This window comes from Streptomyces sp. NPDC005496 (genome assembly GCF_042872045.1).
GTDB lineage: Bacteria > Actinomycetota > Actinomycetes > Streptomycetales > Streptomycetaceae > Streptomyces.
On sequence record NZ_JBIAJQ010000006.1, the window covers coordinates 200,751 to 218,590 of the forward strand.

Sequence of the window (17,840 nt, forward strand, 5' to 3'; positions counted from 1 at the left end):
TGGGGCGCTGGCTCGTGAGCACTAGAAGCGAGTGGTCAGATCGGGGACGGCACGGTCGGCGAAGGGGGATCACCGCATGGACATCGGCGCCACCAAGCGGTGCGCGCGCCAACGCCGGACGAAGGACTCCTCATCTCGTCGTCGACTCCGCCTGTCCCGGCCGATCCTCCGGCGCTCGCAACAGGCGCAGGCCCATGACGCTCTGCAGCGTCATCGCCGCGGTGGCAACAGCCGCGACCGCGAAGCCACCACGGGACCCGAGTGAGTCGCTCGCCCAGCCGGAGGCGGCCGCAGCGGCAGCCGTGCCCGCCGCGCCGGCGGAACCGAGCCAGGAGAAGGCCTGGGTCAGGACGGACTGATGGACGGCCGATTCGGTGAGCGACGAGAACAGCACCAGGAGCGGCGGAATGGTGGCACCGGTCAGCACCACGACCGCCGCCAGCTGCCATGGCGAGTCGACCGACACGAGCAACAGCGTGCCGCACATCAGCACGCCAGTCGTCGCCAGCAGCTGCGTCGACGCCACGACGCTCCACCGGCGTAGCCCGTACAGCCAGCCTGCCAGCAGCCCGCTGCAACTGGAGAGGGCGAAGACCGGGCCGGCGGCTCCTGGCACACCGCGCTCCACCACGAAGGCGGTCACCGACACCTGCATGGCGCCGAAGAAGACCCCGAGGGCGAGATTCATGCCCATGAGCAAGAAGACGTCGCGGCGCAGCAGCGAGCGGTCCTCACGAGCGTCGCGCGCGGTGACGCGGACTGCCGGTGGGGGCGCACTCCGGTGCTGCGCCGCGAGGACCAGACCGCCGACCACCGACAGGGAAGTGGCCAGCACCGTGCCGAACACGGGATGCCCTGCCGCGGCGAGCGCGCTGACCATCGTCGGCCCTACGAGGTAGGACACCGCGTTGCTGATGGACTCCAACGCGAAGGCGGTGGGCAGTTCTCCGGCGCGGTCGGCACGGAGGAGTGCCGCCCAGCGTGCGGCGGACATCGCACTGAGCTGGGGAACGCAGGCCCCGGCCAGTGCCCCGCCCAGCGCCAGAAGGGCCGGGGACGCGTCGGCCGCCACCAGGATCACGAGTACGGCCATCGCACCGGCGTGGGCGAACAACGACGGCGGCAGGACCCTGGTCTGCCCGAACCGGTCCACCAGCCGAGCCAGTTGGGGCGCCAGGACCGCGTCGGCCACGGCGAAGGCGCCGGTGACCAGTCCAGCCGAGGTGAAGTTGTCGGTGTGGCCGTGTACCAGCCAGACGATGCTGAGGCTGGTCATCGCAATGCCGACCCGACCGAGCGAAGCCGGCAGGAAGAACGCGGCGGCGCCCGGGGTGCGCAGCAAGGAACGGTAGTTCGCCGTGGGCACGGCGAGTCCATTTCACCGCCCGGCGGGACGGCTTGTCCGGGTCGCCGGTGCCCGAAAGCGCCGACCCGGTGTTGCCGCCTGGAACCGTCCAGTGGTGGCGCGGAGAGGGGGCACGGCTCCCCGCACCGACTCCATCACCGGGCAGAAATCTAGGTGTTGTGTGGCGGACATTCTCACCGCTCGTGGCGGGAGTGTCCATTGGGAACGGGCGATCGCTGGTGCTGGTGCTGGCGGCGGCTCGGGCTTTGGCTCTGGCTTCGCTGCCGACTGTGACGGTGGCTGGTCTAACCGAGCGGGCCAACCCGGCTGAGGCCAGGTGAGTTGAGCGGAGCCGAGTCACCCCGCCGAACGCACCGGCCGCCTCGCCTCCAGGATCAGCTCTCGGTCGAGTTCGAGCCGCCGGCCTTCAGCCATTCCACCGCATGGGCGACCGCGGGCGCCAGCCCGAACAGCCGGGCGTCCGCACTCCCCACCCGACCCCGGCGCACAGCGCCCGTGGCCTCGTACGCCGCACCCAGTTCGCCGAACGGGGAGGAGTCGAGCAGGACGTCGCGGTACCGGTACCAGCGGCGGCCCTGCGGAGGAGGCGCCGCGACGACGCACGAGTACGTGTTCCTCGGCCGCCCGGGAACACGGTACTCGGCGAGATGGAAGGCGGTGCACACGTCGTACCCCACGCCCAGAAGCAGCACCCGGGCGTCGAGCTTCTCCAGCCGGGCCAGTGGCGAGTCCTCACCCAGGTGGCAGTCCGGGGCGTGGTCGGCGGTGACGTAGGCCGCCTCGGCGCCCAGAGCGGCGAAGGAACTCTGCGGATGTGCGCTGCGCATGGCACCGTCCTGCCTCCATACACGCTCGGAGAGGACGCCCACGCCGAAGCTGGGACTGCGCGCCGGGTCGAACGCGGGAACCTTGTCCCGTTCCGTGTCCCAGGTCTCCTTCGGCACCGCGTATCCCCGTGTGCCGGGCCACCGGGATGGATCCGAGTTGTCGGGAGTCTGGGTGTAGACGGTGAGAGTGCCGGTGGGACCGAGCACGTCACGCAGGGCGTCGACCACGGTGTCCACGCCGCCGCGGACGGGTCCGAGGGCGTGCAGCGAGGCGTGCACCAGGACGGTGTCGCCCGTGCTGAGGCCCAACTGGCTCAATGCATCGACGAGTTCGTGCCGCTCACGCAGCCGGCTGGTGACGACCGGCTCGCGTCGCACGGCCTCGCGCACTCCCTGGACGAACCGTTCGCCGGCGGGCAGCAGTTCCCCGCTGTCCAACAGGGCGGCCGCCGCGTCCTCGGTGTGTCCGCGCCAGGTGCCGTACTCGTGCCGGGCCCGCTCGCCGCCCACCCCCGCTGCGAGTTCGGCCCGCCAGAAGTCGGTGACGCCGAGATGGGCGTAGGTGCCCTGGAGAAGGGCGCCCGCGGGACGGGGGTCTGGCCGCCAGGGGGCGTGGTAACGGGCGTCCGAAGGGGGGCCGTGCAGCGGCACCAGGTCCAGCAGCGCGCCCAGTTGGACGTGCAGGAACTCGTGGACGAGGGTGAGCGCGAGCAGGACCGGGTCGTCGGGGAGCGAAGCCGCGATCGCACCGTAGGCGCGGCGGGCGGCGGAACTGACCGCGGTGCCGTCCGTGCCGGGACACAACGGCACCAGCGCCTGGATGCAGGCGCCTACGGCTTCGGCGTGCCAGGGGTGTCGCCTGACCAGGATCTCCCAGGCACCCTCCAATGCCTCTTGCCACCGCAGTACTTGCTTGTCGTCGAGCGGTTCGGTGAGGGCATGCCCGTGCGCGTCTCGCAGGGATCCGCTGTCGGCGAGCCACAGTTGCAGCACCTGCTCGTCGCACACCGTGCGCACGACTGGCCACTTCCCCTGCCGCGTGCCGTCCAAGAGGTCTTCCAGCCAGCCCAGTTCGGGATGCTCACCCCGGTCCAGCGCACCAAGGGCGCGGGCCAGCCCCTCATCGAGGAACGGGTGCATCATGACCGCGTGCCAGGCCCGCCGGTCTCGGCGGTTCAGGTCCACCAGCCGTTCGTACATCCCCGCGACCTCGGCGGCGACGGCCGGCGGCCCCGCGGCGGCGGTGCGCCGGAGCGCGTCCGCGAGGAGCATACGTTTGCTGAGCTGCCCGGCGCCGAGCTGGGCCACGGCTCGGGCGCCGCCCCGGGCCCGGGCGAGGTCGGCGAACGTGGCGAGGTCGATGACTCGCGGGACGGGCTCGGCCGAACTCCGGCCAACGCGCGGAATGTTGGCAGCCGGCGTCACCGGATCGCCTCCCGTCCCGACCGAGCGAGCCGGGCCACGTCTCTGCGGAGCCAGTCGCCGATGTGGTCGATGGGTACGGCGAAGTCGTCGCAATACACGGAGGGCGCGGCGAACAGGGGAGTGGAGCCGGGGTGGTACCGGTGGGCGTAGAGGCCTCCGCCGCTGACTCGTGACCGTGGGCGGGCCCGGCACACCGGCTCGAGGCCGGCCGTCCCGCGCCGGCAGGCGCGGAAACCGGGGTGCGGTGCGGCGTCGGCGAAGGTGTCGCTCAGCACGTGCAGTCCGGTAGCTGGGGCTCCGGGATAGCTGGCCTTGAGTGAGTCCGCCTGTTCGAGGGCGCCGCGTTCGGCGCACTGGGTGAGGCGTACGAGGCGACGGGCGCTGTGCGCCGGGGTCGGGTGGGGAGTGCGGACGCCCGGCTGTTCGGGCTGGCGCCCGCGGTCGCCCATGCGGTGGAATTGCTGAAGGGCGGCGGTGCCGTCGAGGCTGACCCCGACGCGTACGCCGTAGCGGTCCAGGACGGGCAGCAGGTCAGGATCCTCGATGAGCCGGATGCCGTTGGTCTGCGTGGTCAGCCGGAGTTCGGCGACTCCGGCGAGGGCGTTGGTGAGGGTCTGTAAGAGTGCGGCGAGCCGTTCGGCTCCGACCAGGAGCGGCTCGCCCCCGTGGATCACGACGTCGAACCTGCCCAGCGCGTGTTCCCGGGCGTGGGCGGCGATGAGACCGGCGGTCCGGCTGACGACCTCCGGGGCCATCGTCCTCGGCCGTCGGCGCCAGCTCTGGTCGGCGGCCTCGTACATGTAGCAGTAGGTGCAGGCCAGGTTGCACCTACTGTGCGCCTTCAGCAGGAACTGCCGGAAGGGCACCGTCTCCTGACGGTCGTCCGGTCCGGCGGTCGGGAGGCTGGTGGCGGGCATCGGCATCGGTCGCTCTGGTGCGTCGGCGGAGTGAATCCCAGAATCCTAGGGAGTCGAGGGCTGAACCCCGATGGCGGGCACGCTTAATTACGCCGTTCAGGTGGTCGGCGGTCCAATGTCGGAGTCGAGATGCTTGCCGGCTAGTACGGCCCGGGTGGTCGAGTGGGCGTTGCCGGGAGTCTCCTTGGCACGCCGGACCGCTTCCTCGGCCAGTGCGTCCGCCTCCTCCGTGCGCGCGATGGTGCGCAGACTGAGCGCCAGGTGGGAGGTGAGGGGGAGTTGTGGTCCCTAGAGCAGAGCGCAGGAGAAGGCGGCTAAGGGCGAGGAGCGGGGCATACCGGGCGGCCCGCTCCTCGATGGAGGCTAGGAAAGGAACGAGCTGGGCTTGTACGGAGCCCAGGAGTCCGGCAATCGGGCCAGCGGCAGTTCGATGGGGAGACCGTCCGGGTGCTCTGCATCAGGCCACAGCCGGGCGGTCGCCCCAGTGTGCGCGGCGCGCGACGCGGGGTCGTGGCCGAGCCAGGGCTCTTCGCCGTTCATCCAGTCCAGTCGGTCTCGCCACCGGCTGGCCCTCGACGAATTCCAGTCCAAGCGGCTCACCACCGGCATTGACGCGCTGCACGCTGCGGGTTTTCGTGGTGTCCGACTGGTATCCGAGCGCCTGCCGCGATGGTCTCCCTGGCTTCCTCCGATTGGCCGGTCTGCGGTGGCTGGCGGGGGCAGGGGTGCCCAAGCTGTCATGCGTAGCGCCGGTATGCCCTTTGTGCGTGTTTCCTCATCGCTTTGAGGGCTGCCGGTACCGACTCTCAGCGCCCGGGTGGAACATGCTCTGTCGCGGCTGAAGAACTGGAAGATCCTGCGGGACTGCCGGCTCAAGGGCGACGGAGTTCACCAGGCCCTGCTCGGCATAGCCCGGCTCTACAACCTGGCCCTCACCGGATAACTCACGGCCCACACGGGACAACCTCTAGCCTCCCGGCATGGCAGAACGAGCATCCTTCCACCCCGGCGACGGCGCCGGCCCGAGCAATGCTCGTAAAATGCCTGGATGCCCAAGCCGTTAGGGATGAGTTGCCGTACGTGGGTCGCCGCGTGGGCGGTGCTGTGCGCTGCTGGAATCGGTGCCACCGCCGCTCTGAATGCCTCCGTGGAGCCTGAGGCGCAGCCCGAGAAGCCCGTCAGCGCCGAGTGTGCCGAGTACATCTCGGACATTGAGACGCAGCTGGACAGGGCCAAGGCGGATGGCAACGACGACGGTGTGCTGGCCTTCTCGCGAACGACGGGCGGCGCGGCAGACTGCCGTGATGTGATTCTTGACCACTTTGGCGGCGGCCGGTGAGGCGCCGTATAGGGCTCCCCGCGGTAGCGGGGCTGATCTGCGCCGGTGCTGCGGCAATCAGCGCCGTGAGCGCCGCGACGGAAGCGGACCCGCAGCACACTCCGCCACGGGTGTACTCCTCCTGCCTGGCGGTCGACACCAAGCCGATGCATGTAGGCGACGACCCGTGCGACGGCCGTTGAGGAACCACTGAGCCAGCCTGTCGCCGACCGGTTGGGCAGAGGGCGGGAGGCGCAGTTGCAGCCTCACACGCTGCGCGCTACGCGCCAGGCCCCGTGGCCTCGTGGGATGCCAGATGGGGCGTATGTGGGCCGCCGGATCGGCCGGGACGCGGTCCGCTGTGGCACGTGAAGACCGTGCGCCGATGGCAGTCAGGCCGTGTCGCGGATCGCCTCGGCCAGGGCGCGCAGGCCCTTGTCGAGTTCGTCGGGGGTCACGGTGAGCGGCGGCAGGAGCTTGACCACCTCGTTGTCCGGGCCGGAGGTCTCCACCAGCAGGCCCCGTTCGAAGGCTCGCCCGGCGACGCGCTCTGCGCGGCTCCTGTCGTGGAACTCCAGGCCCCACACGAGGCCGCGCCCTCGAAACTCCTTGGTCTCCTCATGGTGTTCCGCCCGGATCGACGTGAGCACCTGCTCGACCTGTTCGCCGCGCAGGAGGATCTGCTTCTCCAACTGGTCGTCAGTCCAGTAGGAGTTGAGCGCCGCGGTGGCCGTGACGAAGGCGGGATTGTTGCCGCGGAACGTGCCGTTGTGCTCACCCGGCTCCCAGATGTCGAGTTCCGGGCGGAAGAGGCACAGCGCCATCGGTAGTCCGTAGCCGCTGATGGATTTCGACACAGTGACGATGTCCGGGACGATGCCGGACTCCTCGAAGGAGAAGAAGGCGCCGGTACGGCCACAGCCCATTTGGATGTCGTCGACGATCAGCAGCATGTCGTGGCGTTCGCATAGGTCGGCCAGCGCGCGCAGCCATACGGGCCGGGCCACGTTGATGCCGCCCTCGCCCTGCACGGTCTCCACGATCACGGCCGCGGGCCGGCTGAGACCGGAGCCTTTGTCAGCCAGGAGCCGCTCGAACCATGCGAAGGCGGGCGCGTCGTCGAGATAACCGTCGAAGGGCATGGGCGTGCTGTGCACCAGCGGGACGCCGGCACCCGCCCGCTTGAAGGCGTTGCCGGTCACCGCGAGCGATCCCAGGGACATGCCGTGGAAGGCGTTCGTGAACGACACGACCGTCTCGCGCCCCTTGACCTTACGGGCCAGCTTGAGCGCCGCCTCCACAGCGTTGGTGCCGGTCGGACCCGGAAACATCACCTTGTACGGCAACTCGCGGGGCCGCAGGATCAGGGAACGGAAGGTCTCCAGGAACGTGCGCTTGGCCGCCGTGGACATGTCCAGGCCGTGGGTGACTCCGTCACGCTGGAGATAGGCGAGCAACTCGCGCTTCAACAGGGGGTTGTTGTGGCCGTAGTTGAGCGATCCCGCCCCGGTGAAGAAGTCGATGTAGGCGCGGCCCCGCTCGTCGTACAGGTGCGTGCCGCGGGCGCGGTCGAAGACGGTCGGCCAGCCGCGGCAGTAGCTGCGCACCTCCGATTCCAAGGTTTCGAAGACGTCCGGATCAGGCTGATCGGCCCCGTGATGACGGTCCATTGCACATCCTTGAGCGGCAGACGAGTGTGGACGGGCGGCTGGCAAAGGAGCTGTGGGATCTCAGACCGCGGCCGCGAGGTAGCGCAGCGAGGCCAGGGTCGGGCGGACGACGACCCGGCCGGGAGCGTGACTGCGGGCGGACAGGACCTCCCGCAGAAGGGCCTCGCGCTGGTGCAGCGCACCAGGGCGGCCGGAGAGCACCCGCTGCCAGGTGCGAGTGCTCTCGCGCTGCCCGCGATCGCCGGGGTGGTAGGTGGCCCGGCAGTCGAGTACGACGCCGCCGTCCTGTTCGGGAAGCAGCCGACGGAGGCCGATACGGACGGAGGTCTCGGGGAACTCCAGCATCACGGCGTCCTTGTCGCACACGACCTGAAGGGCCTCTGTCAGTCGACGGTCGCCGATGATCAGAGTGAACCGGAGCGCGAGGCCCTGCCGTTTCATGCCGGGCCACTGCCGACGCCGCTGTGGTAGGCGGGCCGCGCGATGTGAGATGTCTGCGTCGGACATGGTGAGCTGTCTCCTGCCTGCGGCCCGTAAAGCGGTGTCCCGGGGCGGACGGGTGTCTGTTGCCGGTGGTGGGGGCGCCCGGCGGTGTTGCGAGCGTCGCTCGGCACCGTTCGGTGTCGGGAGGGCCGGTGCGGGCTCGTTCGGACCGGCGCCGGCCCGCGGCGCGCCGGTCCGAACGGACGGCGAGATGCGGTCACTTCTCCAGGCAGAACTCGTGGATCGGATAGCCGACGTGCCGGTCCTGCTCGGGCAGATACCCGAGGACTTTGTCGCCGGGCTTGAGCTCGGTGCTGTTCAGCACCGTGCCACCGGGGCCGAGGACGCGTACGTGCCAGTCGTCCTGCAGGATGAGGTTGACCGTCCGGCCGTCCGCGGAGACGGCGTCGATGGACAGCAGGGGGCGCGACTCGATCTTCACCCGCCCCACCGTCACCAGCCGCGTCTTCCCGTGGATGTCGACGGCTGTGACCTTGCTGCCGGACCCCAGCTCGCTGAGGTAGCTGGTGCGCTGGTCGACGGCCAGGGTGTACGAGTGGATGGCTCCGGCGTTGACCCGGAAGGGGCGCGTGGGCATGTATGGCAGTGGGTGCGTCTCACTGACGCAGAGGATCATTCCCTTGGAGTGCGAGCCGACCAGGATGCCCTCGTCCTTGCGGAAGTGTGTGGTGGTGTCCACGCAGGCCCGCTCGCCCATGCCGACATGGGCGGTCGCCGTGACCTCCAGCTCGACCAGGTCGAGGTCGGGCACCCCGGTCTCGGCGGCCCGCTTCAGCATGGTCGCCTCGCCGACCCGCGAGGGAGCCATGAGCACACCGTCTGAGCCCAGTTCGAGTACCCCGAAGATGATCTCCGCCTCCTGGACGTCCTGGGCGACGGTGATCAGGCTTCCCTTCGCGCCGGCGGCCGCGGCGATCACGATCTCCAGCGGGATCTTCGTCGGGTCCCGGAACAGCAGCAGGCTCCACTGGTCGGCCCGGCCGGAACGGCATGCGTTCTCCAGCGTCGGCGCGTCCACGATCTCCACGTACCGGCCGAACTCGATGTGCGGGTGCCGCGCGGCGAGTTCGGCGGGGTCCCCGTGCTTGGCCGGGTCGACGACGACCACGTCGGCGGACCCGAAGTCCTCGGGCAGCGGCCGGTCCTGGGGGAACAGGACCCTCTTCACGGTGGGCGGCAGGGGCTCCAGGTCCGCCGGGTCAGCGGCGAGGATGCCGTCCACCCGGGCGTGAATCGCCTCCTGAACAATGGCTTCTTTGGCCGAGCCGACGTCACGGATGTCGATCCAACTGAGCTTCACTGCACACCTGCCAATCGCGAGGGGGAGAAGGGAACCGGCGCCACGGTGGGGCCGTGCACGATGTCCACGAGCTCCCGCACCAGCCGTCCGGGCGCGGGCGCTGTGAAGACCCGCCTGCCGATCGCCAGACCCTGGCAACCGGCAGCCAGGGCCGTACGGGCGAACTCGCCCAGGCTCGCCCGGGTGTCGTGGGAGCCGCCCGCGACCAGGACGGGCAACGGAGAGGCGGCGACCGCGTCGGTCATGCCGTCGGCAGGCTGGGCGAAGGCCGTCTTCACCAGGTCGGCACCGAGTTCCGCGGCCAGGGTGACCACGTGGGCCACCTGTTCCGGGGTGACGGGACCAGTGATCCTCGGGCCCCTGAGGTAGATCATGGCCAGCAGCGGCATACCCCACCGGTCGCAGGCGGCCGCCACCTTGGCCATATCGGCCAGTTGCTTCGCCTCGGTGTCGGAGCCGATGTTCACATGGACGCTGACGGCGTCCGCCCCCAGACGTAACGCCTCCTCGACGTCTGCGACCAGGACCTTGGCGTTGCCGTCCGGGCTGTGCACGGTACTGGCACTGAGGTGGACGATGAGCGAACAGGTGGCGAACAGCGTCGGGTCGAGCAGCCGGGCCCGTCCCTTGTGCACGACGATGCCGTCGGCGCCGCCGGCGACGATGTCGCGGACCAGTTCGTCGAAACGCACGGCCGCTGTGATGGGCCCGTCCGAAACCGAGTGGTCCAGCGGAACGAGAACAAGTCGGCCGTCCCCGTAACCGGCCAGCCTGGCAAAGCGTAAAGCACGTCCTGTCAGTGTGGCATTGGCCATCCTGCGCTCCTTCTGACGGGGATTCGGCGGAGACGGAGTCGATGAGGGGTCGTCGGTAGCCTGGCAAAGCGCGTTCAAGAAACGGTTGGAGAAAACGTCAAACCGCAGCTCGTGACGGCCATGGCGACGCTTGGGCGTGAGATCCGGCGGGCGGTCACGGGCGTGCAACTGGAGAATTCCGCAGTTGCCCATGGGAAGTGCCCGGTTCCGCTTGGCGCGAGGAGCGCCCGGGCGGGCGCGAGCCGGGTGCAGATCGCGCCATTTCCGTTCCGCACAGGCGTGGTGGGGAAGCCCCGGTGTTCGGCGTCCGACCGGTGTGACCACGGGCGCCCGCAGCCTCGTGTGCCAGAGACGGTCGTGGCTTGAGCGCCACAGCGGTCCCATGCGCTTCTGGTTGATGAGCAAACCGATGTGTATGTTCGTGTTGCTTGAATGAATCTCTACGGATCACCGGCACATGCATTCGAAGCGATTGATGGGGGACTGGTGTATCACTCGAAGCATTTGAACGAAGGAAACCCCGAAGGGTATGCGCGAGAACGTCCGCCGGTCGAGGGCGCCGGGGTGGCCATTCACGGCGGAATTCTCGGACCATTGCATCTGGATATCTCCGCGTCGGCCGAAGGTGTGGCACTCGCGCCGAAGATTCGCACGGTTCTGGCCATGCTGCTGGTCCATGCCGACCAGGTGGTTCCCATCCATGCGTTCATGCGCGAACTCTGGCGGGAAAGGCCCCCGGCGACCGGCCTGCGTACCTTGCAGACCTATATTCTCAACTGCCGAAAAATAGTGTCTCAACTGACGGGCTGCTCCGCCGCCTATGTCGCCCGGGAGATCCTGGTGACCGGGGCGGGCGGCTACGGGCTGAGGAGTCACCACGTCCGCCTGGACTGGTCGGAGTTCCAGCGGCTGAAGAACCTCGGAACGAAGGCTCTCGAAGTGGGCGACACCACGGCGGGAATCGACGCGCTCGACGCCGCCCTGGGGCTGTGGCGGGGCGACGCTCTGGTGGACGCCCCGGCAGGGCCCGTGCTCGATGCCAAACGGCGGTTCTTCGAGGAGTCCCGGCTCGACGCCATTGCGGTCCGGGCCGACGCGCAGATCAAGGCGGGCATGCACCAGAAGGCCGTCACCCAGCTCGCCGCCGTGACCCGGGAACACGCGCTGCACGAGGGGCTGCACGCCCAGTACGTCCGCGCTCTTGCCCTGGGCGGACGCCGGGCAGAAGCGCTGGGGGTGCTGCGCACCCTGCGTACCCGACTGGTGAGCGAGATCGGGATCGAACCTGGGGCCCCGCTCAGGGAACTGCAGTTGGCCATACTGAAATCGGAGCCCGGCATGGTGTGAGAGTCCCAGGGGCTCGTCCGGCTTGTGGCCGAGCCGTGCTGCTCGGCCACAAGCCGGACGAGCCGACCGGGGTGCGCACCGCCCGGGCAGTTCCTGCGTCCGCGCCGAGCCCTCAGCGGTCTGGCGAACCGCCGCCGGCCGCGCTGCGGCCGGTCATGGCGCGGCCAGCACCGCTTCCCGCGGCAGTGCCGTGGCAAAGGGGGCAGGGGCGGCCCGCAAAGCGTCGGCCAGGTTCTGCCATTCCTCGGCGCAGGCCGTGGCCATCTCCGAAATGGAGTCGGCGCAGTGCGCGGGAACCGAAGCGGCGATACGCCGGTGGTCCGCCGTCATGTGCAGCTCCATCATGCGCAGCAGCAGGCGTCCGGTCTCGGTCATCCGCAGGGAAGGATCGCGGCACAGGCTGCGGAACGTCGCCTTGCGGGTCTCGGCAGACATCCGCACCGGCTGGTCGTACGGCCCCGCCGCGGGCGGTGTGATCGGACGCACGGCATGCCGGGCCGCCCGCTGTCTGGCCGGCACGGGGCTCTCGCCGCGCCTCAGCCGGTCCCGTACGTCGCGCACCGTACCGGGGGAGACCCCCGCCTTCCGGGCGATGCTACGCAGCGACGCGGAAGGGGTCTCGGCGAGCAGCCGGGCCGCGGTCCGCCGGCCCTCGGCACTGCTCAGCGGACGGACCCTGCCGTCCCGGCCGACCCGGGCCGCGCGGCCGGCGGCATCGCCCTGGATCTTCACCCGCTGCGCGGCGACGGATTTCGCGGACAGGCCGGTGACGGAGGCGACGGCGCGGTCGGACCAGTCCTTGTGGGTGCGCAGTATGCGGGCGGCGGCCGATGTGCGGTCGGCGACGGACAGCGGCAGGCCGTGCCGGACGTTGGTCCGTACGGCGAGGACGAAGGCGTCTTTTTCCGGACCGTCGAAGAAGCGCACCTCGATCGTGCTGCTGCCGCGCCACCGGGCAGCGAGCAGCCGGTGCATGCCGTCGACCACGCGCATGGTGGGGCGGTGGACGAGGATCGGGGGCAGTGGCGCCTCGGAGTCGGCCAGGAGGCGGGCGTGTTCGCTGTTCTCGCCCTGGCGGCGGGGGGAGTCGGCCGGCAGCAGCCAGCTGATCGGTACGACCTCCACCTCGGACAGTTCTGACGCGAGTGCGGGTTCGGGATCGTCTTCAGGGCTCATCGCGCAGTGCACCTCCGGTGAGTGTTGCGGTCAGGACACGCCCAGGGGGTCGTGGGGGGATGACGCCGAGGACGGGAGCGGCTCCTTACGTCCGGTCAGCCACTGCCGGACCTCCGCCATGGCGGTGCCGTCGCTGTCGGCGTCGATGTCCTCGGCGAGATCGGCGATCGTGATGTGCCGCAGTGCCGCCCGCCACGCATCCTCGGCGGCGGCCATGGCACGAGAGACGGCGCAGGGTTTCGTGCACTTCTCCGGCTGTACGGCGAGGGGCCCCTTCCGGCGGATCTCGGTGCAGCGGAATGCCGGTTCCGGCCCGTCGACCGCGCGGAGCACGTCCAGGACGGTGACCTGCTCGGGCGGGTGAGCGAAGGTGTACCCACCCACCGGGCCCGGTGTGGAGCGCAGGATGCCGGCCTGTGACAGCGACTGCAGGTGCTTGGCGAGGTACGCCGGCGGAATGCCGTGAAGCTTCGCCAGCCGGCCTGCTGACACGGGGACTTGGCTCTGGCTGAGCGACACGCAGCAGTGCAGCGCCCACTCGACGCCGTTGGTCAGCTTCATGTTCCGCAGTCTAGCAATCGCAGACCTTTTCTATCCGTGATTCTGCTATAACGAGGACACCAACTATCCGAGATAGGTGAAGGTGCAGGTCATGAGTGAGGCAGAAGATCGTTTAACGGCATCGCGTGCCACTGCGGCCCCCGGGCGTCCCGCGGAGTCCAGGAGCGCGTCGGTGCCCGGACCCGCGGCGCTCGGGTTCGCCGCCGTCGCCCTGTTCGTGGCAGCGGCCAACCTGCGGCCCGCGATCGCTGCCGTTTCCCCCCTGGTGGACCGGATCCGTACGGACCTGGACCTGTCGGCGACCGGAGTGTCACTGCTGACCACCGTCCCGACCCTGGCGATGGGTCTGTGCGCGCCGCTGGCCGCCGCAGTCGGCCGCCGCTGGGGACTGCACAGAGGCGTACTGCTCGGTCTGGCCGTGGTCGGCCTCGCGACCGCGGCGCGCGGCCTGGGGCAGTCCACCTGGCTGCAGTTGGTGTGCGCGGCGGTGGTGGGTACCGGGATCGCCATCTCGCAGACACTGCTGCCGGCCGTCGTGAAGACCCGCTTCGCCGACCGCGCCGCACTGGTCACCGGCATCTACACCGCCGGCCTCGGCCTGGGCGGCGCTGTGGCGGCCGGCGTCAGCGCGCCGCTCGCCGACGCCCTCGACTCCTGGCCGGGCGCCCTGGCCTCCTGGGGAGTTCTCGCCGTGGCCGGCATGGTGCTGTGGACGGCCGCCAAGGGCTCACTGCGCCTGGAGCATGTCGACGGTCCCAAGGGGCCGGCCACCAGCGGACTACCCTGGAGGTCCGGTCTCGCCTGGCGGATCACCGCCGTGTCCGCGGGCAACTCGGCGCTCTACTACTGCGAACTGGCCTGGATCGCACCGCTGCTGCACGACGACGGCCAACTCAGCGAGAGCCGTGCCGGGTTCATGCTGACCGTGATGATCTCCATTCAGGTCGTTGCCATGCTGGCCGTTCCCGCTCTGCTGGGGGAGCGGCAGGACAAACGGTTCGGTCTCGCGCTCACCACCGTGCTGACCGCCGTGGGCTTTCTCGGATTCGGCCTCAGCCCCGGCACCGGCACCTGGCTGTGGGTCCTTGCCATGGGCGTGGGACACGGCGGTCTGTTCACGCTGGTTCTGACACTGCCCGTCGCCGCAGCCCGGGACGCGACACAGGCCGGCCGGTTCGCCGCCATGGCGTTCTTCGTCGGCTACGCCTGTGCGGCACTCGGCCCGGTCGTCGTCGGCGCACTGCGCGACGCAGCCGGCGACTTCAGGCCGGCGTTCGTTCTCCTCACGGTGCTCACGCTGCTGATGCTGCTGCCCATCTCCCGGCTGTCGCCGCAGCACATCGCAAAGGATCAGGACACCGCCTGAGCCCCGCACCCGGCCGGTCCGCACGCCGGCCCCGCAACGGCAAGAGCCCGCCCAATCCCCCGGGGCGGGCTCTTGTCCTGTGTCCGGACGGTTCCCGAGGCGTCCGATGCCCCCGCAGCCGAGGACTTTCGCGTCGCCCAAGCGCGCCGCCCCCGCCCTGTGCCTGCGCCTTTGCCGTACACCTGCTCGATGTTGAGTACTTCTGAGGCTCGGTCCCGACAGGGTCTCGACAGGCGTTTGCGAGGCTGACAGCGCAAACGGCCCCCGGCGACGGGAGGCCCGTCCGGTCCCCATGTACGTGCCCCACGCGTCGTACGTGCCCCACGAGGTCGGGAGGAACCGCATGCGCCAGCCAAGGACACGCGTCGCCATCGTGGGAGGCGGCGTCGCCGGACTGGTCACCGCCACGCTGCTGCGGCGGCGGGGCATCGACGTCCGTATCTTCGAACAGACCCCGCAGCTGGGCGCGATCGGCGCGGGAATCCAGCTCTCGCCCAACGGGGTCCGCGTCCTGCACCGGCTCGGACTCCAGGCGGCACTCGCCCGCACCGGCGTCCGGGCCCAGGCGATCGAGACACGCCGGTGGGCCGACGGAACCCGCATCGCCCGGGTGCGGCACGGCGTGGCCTGCACCGAACTCTTCGGCGCCCCCTACTACTTGATCCACCGCGCGGACCTGCAACGCTGCCTGTTGTCGGTGCTGCCCGAGCACGTCATGGAACTCGGCAAGGGCTGCACCCGTGTCGTCGAAGGGCCCGACGAGGTCGCACTCCACTTCGCCGACGGCACGACGACCACCGCCGATGTGGTCATAGGTGCCGACGGAGTGCACTCCGCGGTCCGCGCCGCGGTCGTCCAAGACGAGCCCCGCTTCTCCGGATACGCAGTGCACCGCGGCCTCGTCCCGGCCGCGGCCGTACCCTCCTTCGCCACGGACCCGCGCGTGCTGTTCTGGCTCGGACCGCGCCGCCACGTGACGTACTACCCCGTCAGGGGCGGCGACATCGTCCACTTCAGCGCGGTCGGCGCCAGCAACGACGCACGCACCGGATCCTTCTCCTCACCGGACGAGATGAACGAACTGGCGACCGGGTTCGCCGACTGGCACGAGGAGGTCCGGCGGGTCGTGACCGCCGCCGGATCGGTCACCCGCTGGGGCCTGTTCGACCGCGACCTCGCGGACCGGTACGTCACCGGCAGGATCGCCCTGCTCGGCGACGCCGCCCACCCGACACTGCCGTACCTCTCCCAGGGTGCCAACCAGGCCCTGGAGGACGCCGTGACCCTGGCCCGATGCCTGTGGGAAGCGGACCCGGCGCGCCTGGCACCCGCGCTCCACCGCTACCAGTCACTGCGCAGGCCGCGTACCGCCGAGGTCCACCGCAGGGCACGGGACCTGGCCCGGACGTTCCACCTGCCCGACGGCCAGGAACAGACCGACCGGGACCGCGAGATGCGCGACCGGCAGGAACCGGAACATCTGAGCTGGCTCTACGGCTTCGACGCCGATGCGGCGACCACCCCGACACCCGGCCCGGCGTCCCCGGTTCCGGCGCCCGTACCGGCCGCACACCCCATCCACCGGCTCTGACCTGCGAGGAGAACACTGTGCTGCACACCCTCTTGGGCCGAGCCACCCGCGGGAACGGCTTCTACATCGGCGACATCTTCCACGCCGCCGCCCGCCGCGATGCCTCGACCAGCGTGATCCTCGACCACCCGCCACAGTGGGCCCCCGACAGCGGGACCCGCTTCACGGTCGGTGAACTCGCCGAACAGACCGACGAGCTGGCGGCCCGACTGTGGGCCGCCGGCGTCCGGCCCACCGAACGCGTGGCGCTGTACAAGTCGGAGAACTTCGACATCGCCCTGCTCGCCTGCGCGGTGTCCCGGATCGGTGCCGTGCCCGCACTCCTTTCCCCCTCCCTCGACGGCCCGACGGCGGCCCGGCTGCTCCTTCGGCTTGAACAGCCGTGGCTGCTGACCGACGGCGACATCCTGGCCGGCCAACTGCGCCACATACCGTTGGACGGCACCGTCCGCAGGACGCTGCTGTCGGCCGGGGCCGCACCGCGGGGCCACACCGGCGAGGTCGACCTGCTCGCCTCCCACGCGGACGCGCCCCGTCGCCCGCCGGTGTTCCTCCACCCCCGCGAGCCGTCCCTGATCACACACAGCTCGGGCACCACCGGCACCCCCAAGCTGGCGGTGCAGACCCCCGAGGCGGGCTGGCACCGGTTGGTGCCCCAGCGTCTGGTCTCCTGGCCGATTCGGGCGCGGGAGACGGCCGCGCTGTGCATCACGCTCGTCCATTCACGCTTCTACCAGGGCCTGGCCATGTTCCTCGGCCACGGCAACCCCCTGGTGATCGCCATAGACCCGGACCCGGCGTCCATCGGGCCGCTGCTCGCGCGGACCCGGCCCGGATACCTGGAGACCCACCCCAACACCTACGTCGACTGGGAGGAACTCGACCGCGCGCCCGGCGACCCCCTGGCCGGGGTCAAGGTGTTCGGTGCCACCTTCGACGCGATGCACCCGCGCACCATCCAGCGGATGCTGGCGGCCTCCCGGGCCAGGTTCCCGGTATTCGTGCAGTTCTACGGCCAGTCGGAGGTCGGCCCGATGGCCGGCCGCTGGTACACCCGCCGCACGGCCCACAAAGCCGACGGGCGCTGCGTCGGACTGCCGCTGCCCGGCTTCATCTCGATGCGAGTCGTCGACGACGCGGGAGAGAAGGTGCCACCCGGCCGGACCGGCCACATCGAGGTCCGCAGCCGGACCCGCATCCTCACCTACCTCGGTGAGGACGAACGGTATGCCGATCAGATGCACGACGGCTGGTGGCGGGTCGGCGACCTCGGCCGGCTCAGCCGCTGGGGACTGCTCCACCTGATGGACCGCGAAACGGACCGCATCGAGACCCTGGACAGCAACCTCGCCGTCGAGGACCTGCTGATGAGCCGCCTCGACGAACTGCGCGAAGTGGTCATTGTGGCAGGCCCGGCCGGCGAACCGGTCCCGGTGGTGGCCACCCGCGACGAACTGCCGCTCGACCAACGCCGCTGGCGCCGGGCCGTCCTGGACCTGCCCCCGATGGCGGAATTCCGGCAGTTCCGGTACGACGACCTGCCGCGGACCTCCACCCGGAAGATCCAGCGGCCCGAACTGGCCCGGCTCGTGCGGGAGGCCCTACGACACCCCGACACAACCGGCGACGACGCGGACAAGACGGTGGGTGCCTGAAC

Annotated in this window: 14 protein-coding genes and 1 pseudogene; 6 read left to right on the forward strand and 9 right to left on the reverse strand. The window is 70.3% G+C overall.

The features are described 5' to 3' along the window. Positions 1-130 precede the first annotated feature (130 nt). From ACFYQQ_RS20050 to ACFYQQ_RS20060, 3 genes are all read right to left on the reverse strand, one after another. Positions 131-1,366 carry an MFS transporter gene (locus ACFYQQ_RS20050; protein ID WP_388904906.1) on the reverse strand — a complete coding sequence of 412 codons (1,236 nt, stop codon included), beginning with the start codon at positions 1,364-1,366 and terminating at the stop codon, positions 131-133. A gap of 374 nt (positions 1,367-1,740) precedes the next feature. Beyond that, complete coding sequence (locus ACFYQQ_RS20055; protein WP_388904907.1) at positions 1,741-3,618, reverse strand: AAC(3) family N-acetyltransferase; 1,878 nt, start codon at positions 3,616-3,618, stop codon at positions 1,741-1,743. Continuing rightward, positions 3,615-4,535: a radical SAM protein gene (locus ACFYQQ_RS20060; protein ID WP_388904908.1), complete on the reverse strand. Its 921-nt coding sequence runs from the start codon at positions 4,533-4,535 to the stop codon at positions 3,615-3,617. Before ACFYQQ_RS20060 ends, ACFYQQ_RS20055 begins: the two co-directional genes overlap by 4 nt. Before the next feature lie 811 nt (positions 4,536-5,346). Here ACFYQQ_RS20060 and ACFYQQ_RS20065 point away from each other — a divergent pair. Next, positions 5,347-5,478: pseudogene (locus ACFYQQ_RS20065) on the forward strand (transposase); the annotation flags it as partial. A 105-nt stretch (positions 5,479-5,583) separates the two neighbouring features. After that, entirely contained in the window at positions 5,584-5,874 is a 291-nt protein-coding gene (locus ACFYQQ_RS20070; RefSeq protein WP_355785856.1) for a hypothetical protein, read from the forward strand. Between the two features lie 371 nt (positions 5,875-6,245). On the opposite strand, the gene ectB is transcribed toward ACFYQQ_RS20070, so the two are convergent. The 4 genes from ectB to ACFYQQ_RS20090 form a co-directional block, all read right to left on the reverse strand. After that, the gene (gene ectB, locus ACFYQQ_RS20075) at positions 6,246-7,523 is read right to left on the reverse strand and encodes a diaminobutyrate--2-oxoglutarate transaminase (RefSeq protein ID WP_355785854.1); all 1,278 of its coding nucleotides are present in this window, start codon (positions 7,521-7,523) and stop codon (positions 6,246-6,248) included. Positions 7,524-7,583: 60 nt separating this feature from the next. Continuing rightward, a complete protein-coding gene (locus tag ACFYQQ_RS20080) occupies positions 7,584-8,030 on the reverse strand; it encodes a hypothetical protein (RefSeq protein ID WP_355785851.1) in 447 nt (148 codons plus the stop codon). Positions 8,031-8,223: 193 nt separating this feature from the next. Further along, on the reverse strand, positions 8,224-9,327 hold the full coding sequence (locus ACFYQQ_RS20085; RefSeq protein WP_388904909.1) for a 3-dehydroquinate synthase II family protein: 1,104 nt from the start codon (positions 9,325-9,327) through the stop codon (positions 8,224-8,226). Continuing rightward, positions 9,324-10,142 (reverse strand): 2-amino-3,7-dideoxy-D-threo-hept-6-ulosonate synthase, encoded by an 819-nt coding sequence (locus ACFYQQ_RS20090; RefSeq protein WP_355785863.1) that lies wholly within the window; start codon positions 10,140-10,142, stop codon positions 9,324-9,326. The genes ACFYQQ_RS20085 and ACFYQQ_RS20090 overlap by 4 nt, the downstream gene beginning before the upstream one ends. A 432-nt stretch (positions 10,143-10,574) precedes the next feature. Here ACFYQQ_RS20090 and ACFYQQ_RS20095 point away from each other — a divergent pair, with 432 nt between their 5' ends. Further along, the gene (locus tag ACFYQQ_RS20095) at positions 10,575-11,489 is read left to right on the forward strand and encodes an AfsR/SARP family transcriptional regulator (protein WP_355785849.1); all 915 of its coding nucleotides are present in this window, start codon (positions 10,575-10,577) and stop codon (positions 11,487-11,489) included. Between the two features lie 153 nt (positions 11,490-11,642). On the opposite strand, the gene ACFYQQ_RS20100 is transcribed toward ACFYQQ_RS20095, so the two are convergent. Together ACFYQQ_RS20100 and ACFYQQ_RS20105 are read right to left on the reverse strand one after the other, a co-directional pair. Further along, positions 11,643-12,665, reverse strand: a complete 1,023-nt coding sequence (locus tag ACFYQQ_RS20100) for a ParB/RepB/Spo0J family partition protein (RefSeq protein WP_356170353.1) — start codon at positions 12,663-12,665, stop codon at positions 11,643-11,645. 30 nt (positions 12,666-12,695) lie between these two features. Further along, positions 12,696-13,226 carry an Rrf2 family transcriptional regulator gene (locus ACFYQQ_RS20105; protein WP_355794119.1) on the reverse strand — a complete coding sequence of 177 codons (531 nt, stop codon included), beginning with the start codon at positions 13,224-13,226 and terminating at the stop codon, positions 12,696-12,698. A gap of 172 nt (positions 13,227-13,398) precedes the next feature. On the opposite strand from ACFYQQ_RS20105, the gene ACFYQQ_RS20110 reads away from it, so the two are divergent. From ACFYQQ_RS20110 to ACFYQQ_RS20120, 3 genes are all read left to right on the forward strand, one after another. Beyond that, positions 13,399-14,592 carry an MFS transporter gene (locus tag ACFYQQ_RS20110; RefSeq protein ID WP_355794120.1) on the forward strand — a complete coding sequence of 398 codons (1,194 nt, stop codon included), beginning with the start codon at positions 13,399-13,401 and terminating at the stop codon, positions 14,590-14,592. 343 nt (positions 14,593-14,935) lie between these two features. Beyond that, positions 14,936-16,183: an FAD-dependent monooxygenase gene (locus ACFYQQ_RS20115; RefSeq protein ID WP_355794451.1), complete on the forward strand. Its 1,248-nt coding sequence runs from the start codon at positions 14,936-14,938 to the stop codon at positions 16,181-16,183. A gap of 17 nt (positions 16,184-16,200) precedes the next feature. Beyond that, complete coding sequence (locus ACFYQQ_RS20120; RefSeq protein ID WP_356170360.1) at positions 16,201-17,838, forward strand: class I adenylate-forming enzyme family protein; 1,638 nt, start codon at positions 16,201-16,203, stop codon at positions 17,836-17,838. Positions 17,839-17,840 lie beyond the last annotated feature (2 nt).

What these genes read in the sequence shown, in the direction of transcription:
- ACFYQQ_RS20095 (WP_355785849.1), top strand. Translation starts at nt 10,575, where the DNA reads ATGAATCTCTACGGATCACCGGCACATGCATTCGAAGCGATTGATGGG.
- ectB (WP_355785854.1), bottom strand. Translation starts at nt 7,523, where the DNA reads ATGGACCGTCATCACGGGGCCGATCAGCCTGATCCGGACGTCTTCGAA.
- ACFYQQ_RS20080 (WP_355785851.1), bottom strand. Translation starts at nt 8,030, where the DNA reads ATGTCCGACGCAGACATCTCACATCGCGCGGCCCGCCTACCACAGCGG.
- ACFYQQ_RS20105 (WP_355794119.1), bottom strand. Translation starts at nt 13,226, where the DNA reads ATGAAGCTGACCAACGGCGTCGAGTGGGCGCTGCACTGCTGCGTGTCG.
- ACFYQQ_RS20100 (WP_356170353.1), bottom strand. Translation starts at nt 12,665, where the DNA reads ATGAGCCCTGAAGACGATCCCGAACCCGCACTCGCGTCAGAACTGTCC.
- ACFYQQ_RS20115 (WP_355794451.1), top strand. Translation starts at nt 14,936, where the DNA reads ATGCGCCAGCCAAGGACACGCGTCGCCATCGTGGGAGGCGGCGTCGCC.
- ACFYQQ_RS20090 (WP_355785863.1), bottom strand. Translation starts at nt 10,142, where the DNA reads ATGGCCAATGCCACACTGACAGGACGTGCTTTACGCTTTGCCAGGCTG.
- ACFYQQ_RS20060 (WP_388904908.1), bottom strand. Translation starts at nt 4,535, where the DNA reads ATGCCCGCCACCAGCCTCCCGACCGCCGGACCGGACGACCGTCAGGAG.
- ACFYQQ_RS20070 (WP_355785856.1), top strand. Translation starts at nt 5,584, where the DNA reads ATGCCCAAGCCGTTAGGGATGAGTTGCCGTACGTGGGTCGCCGCGTGG.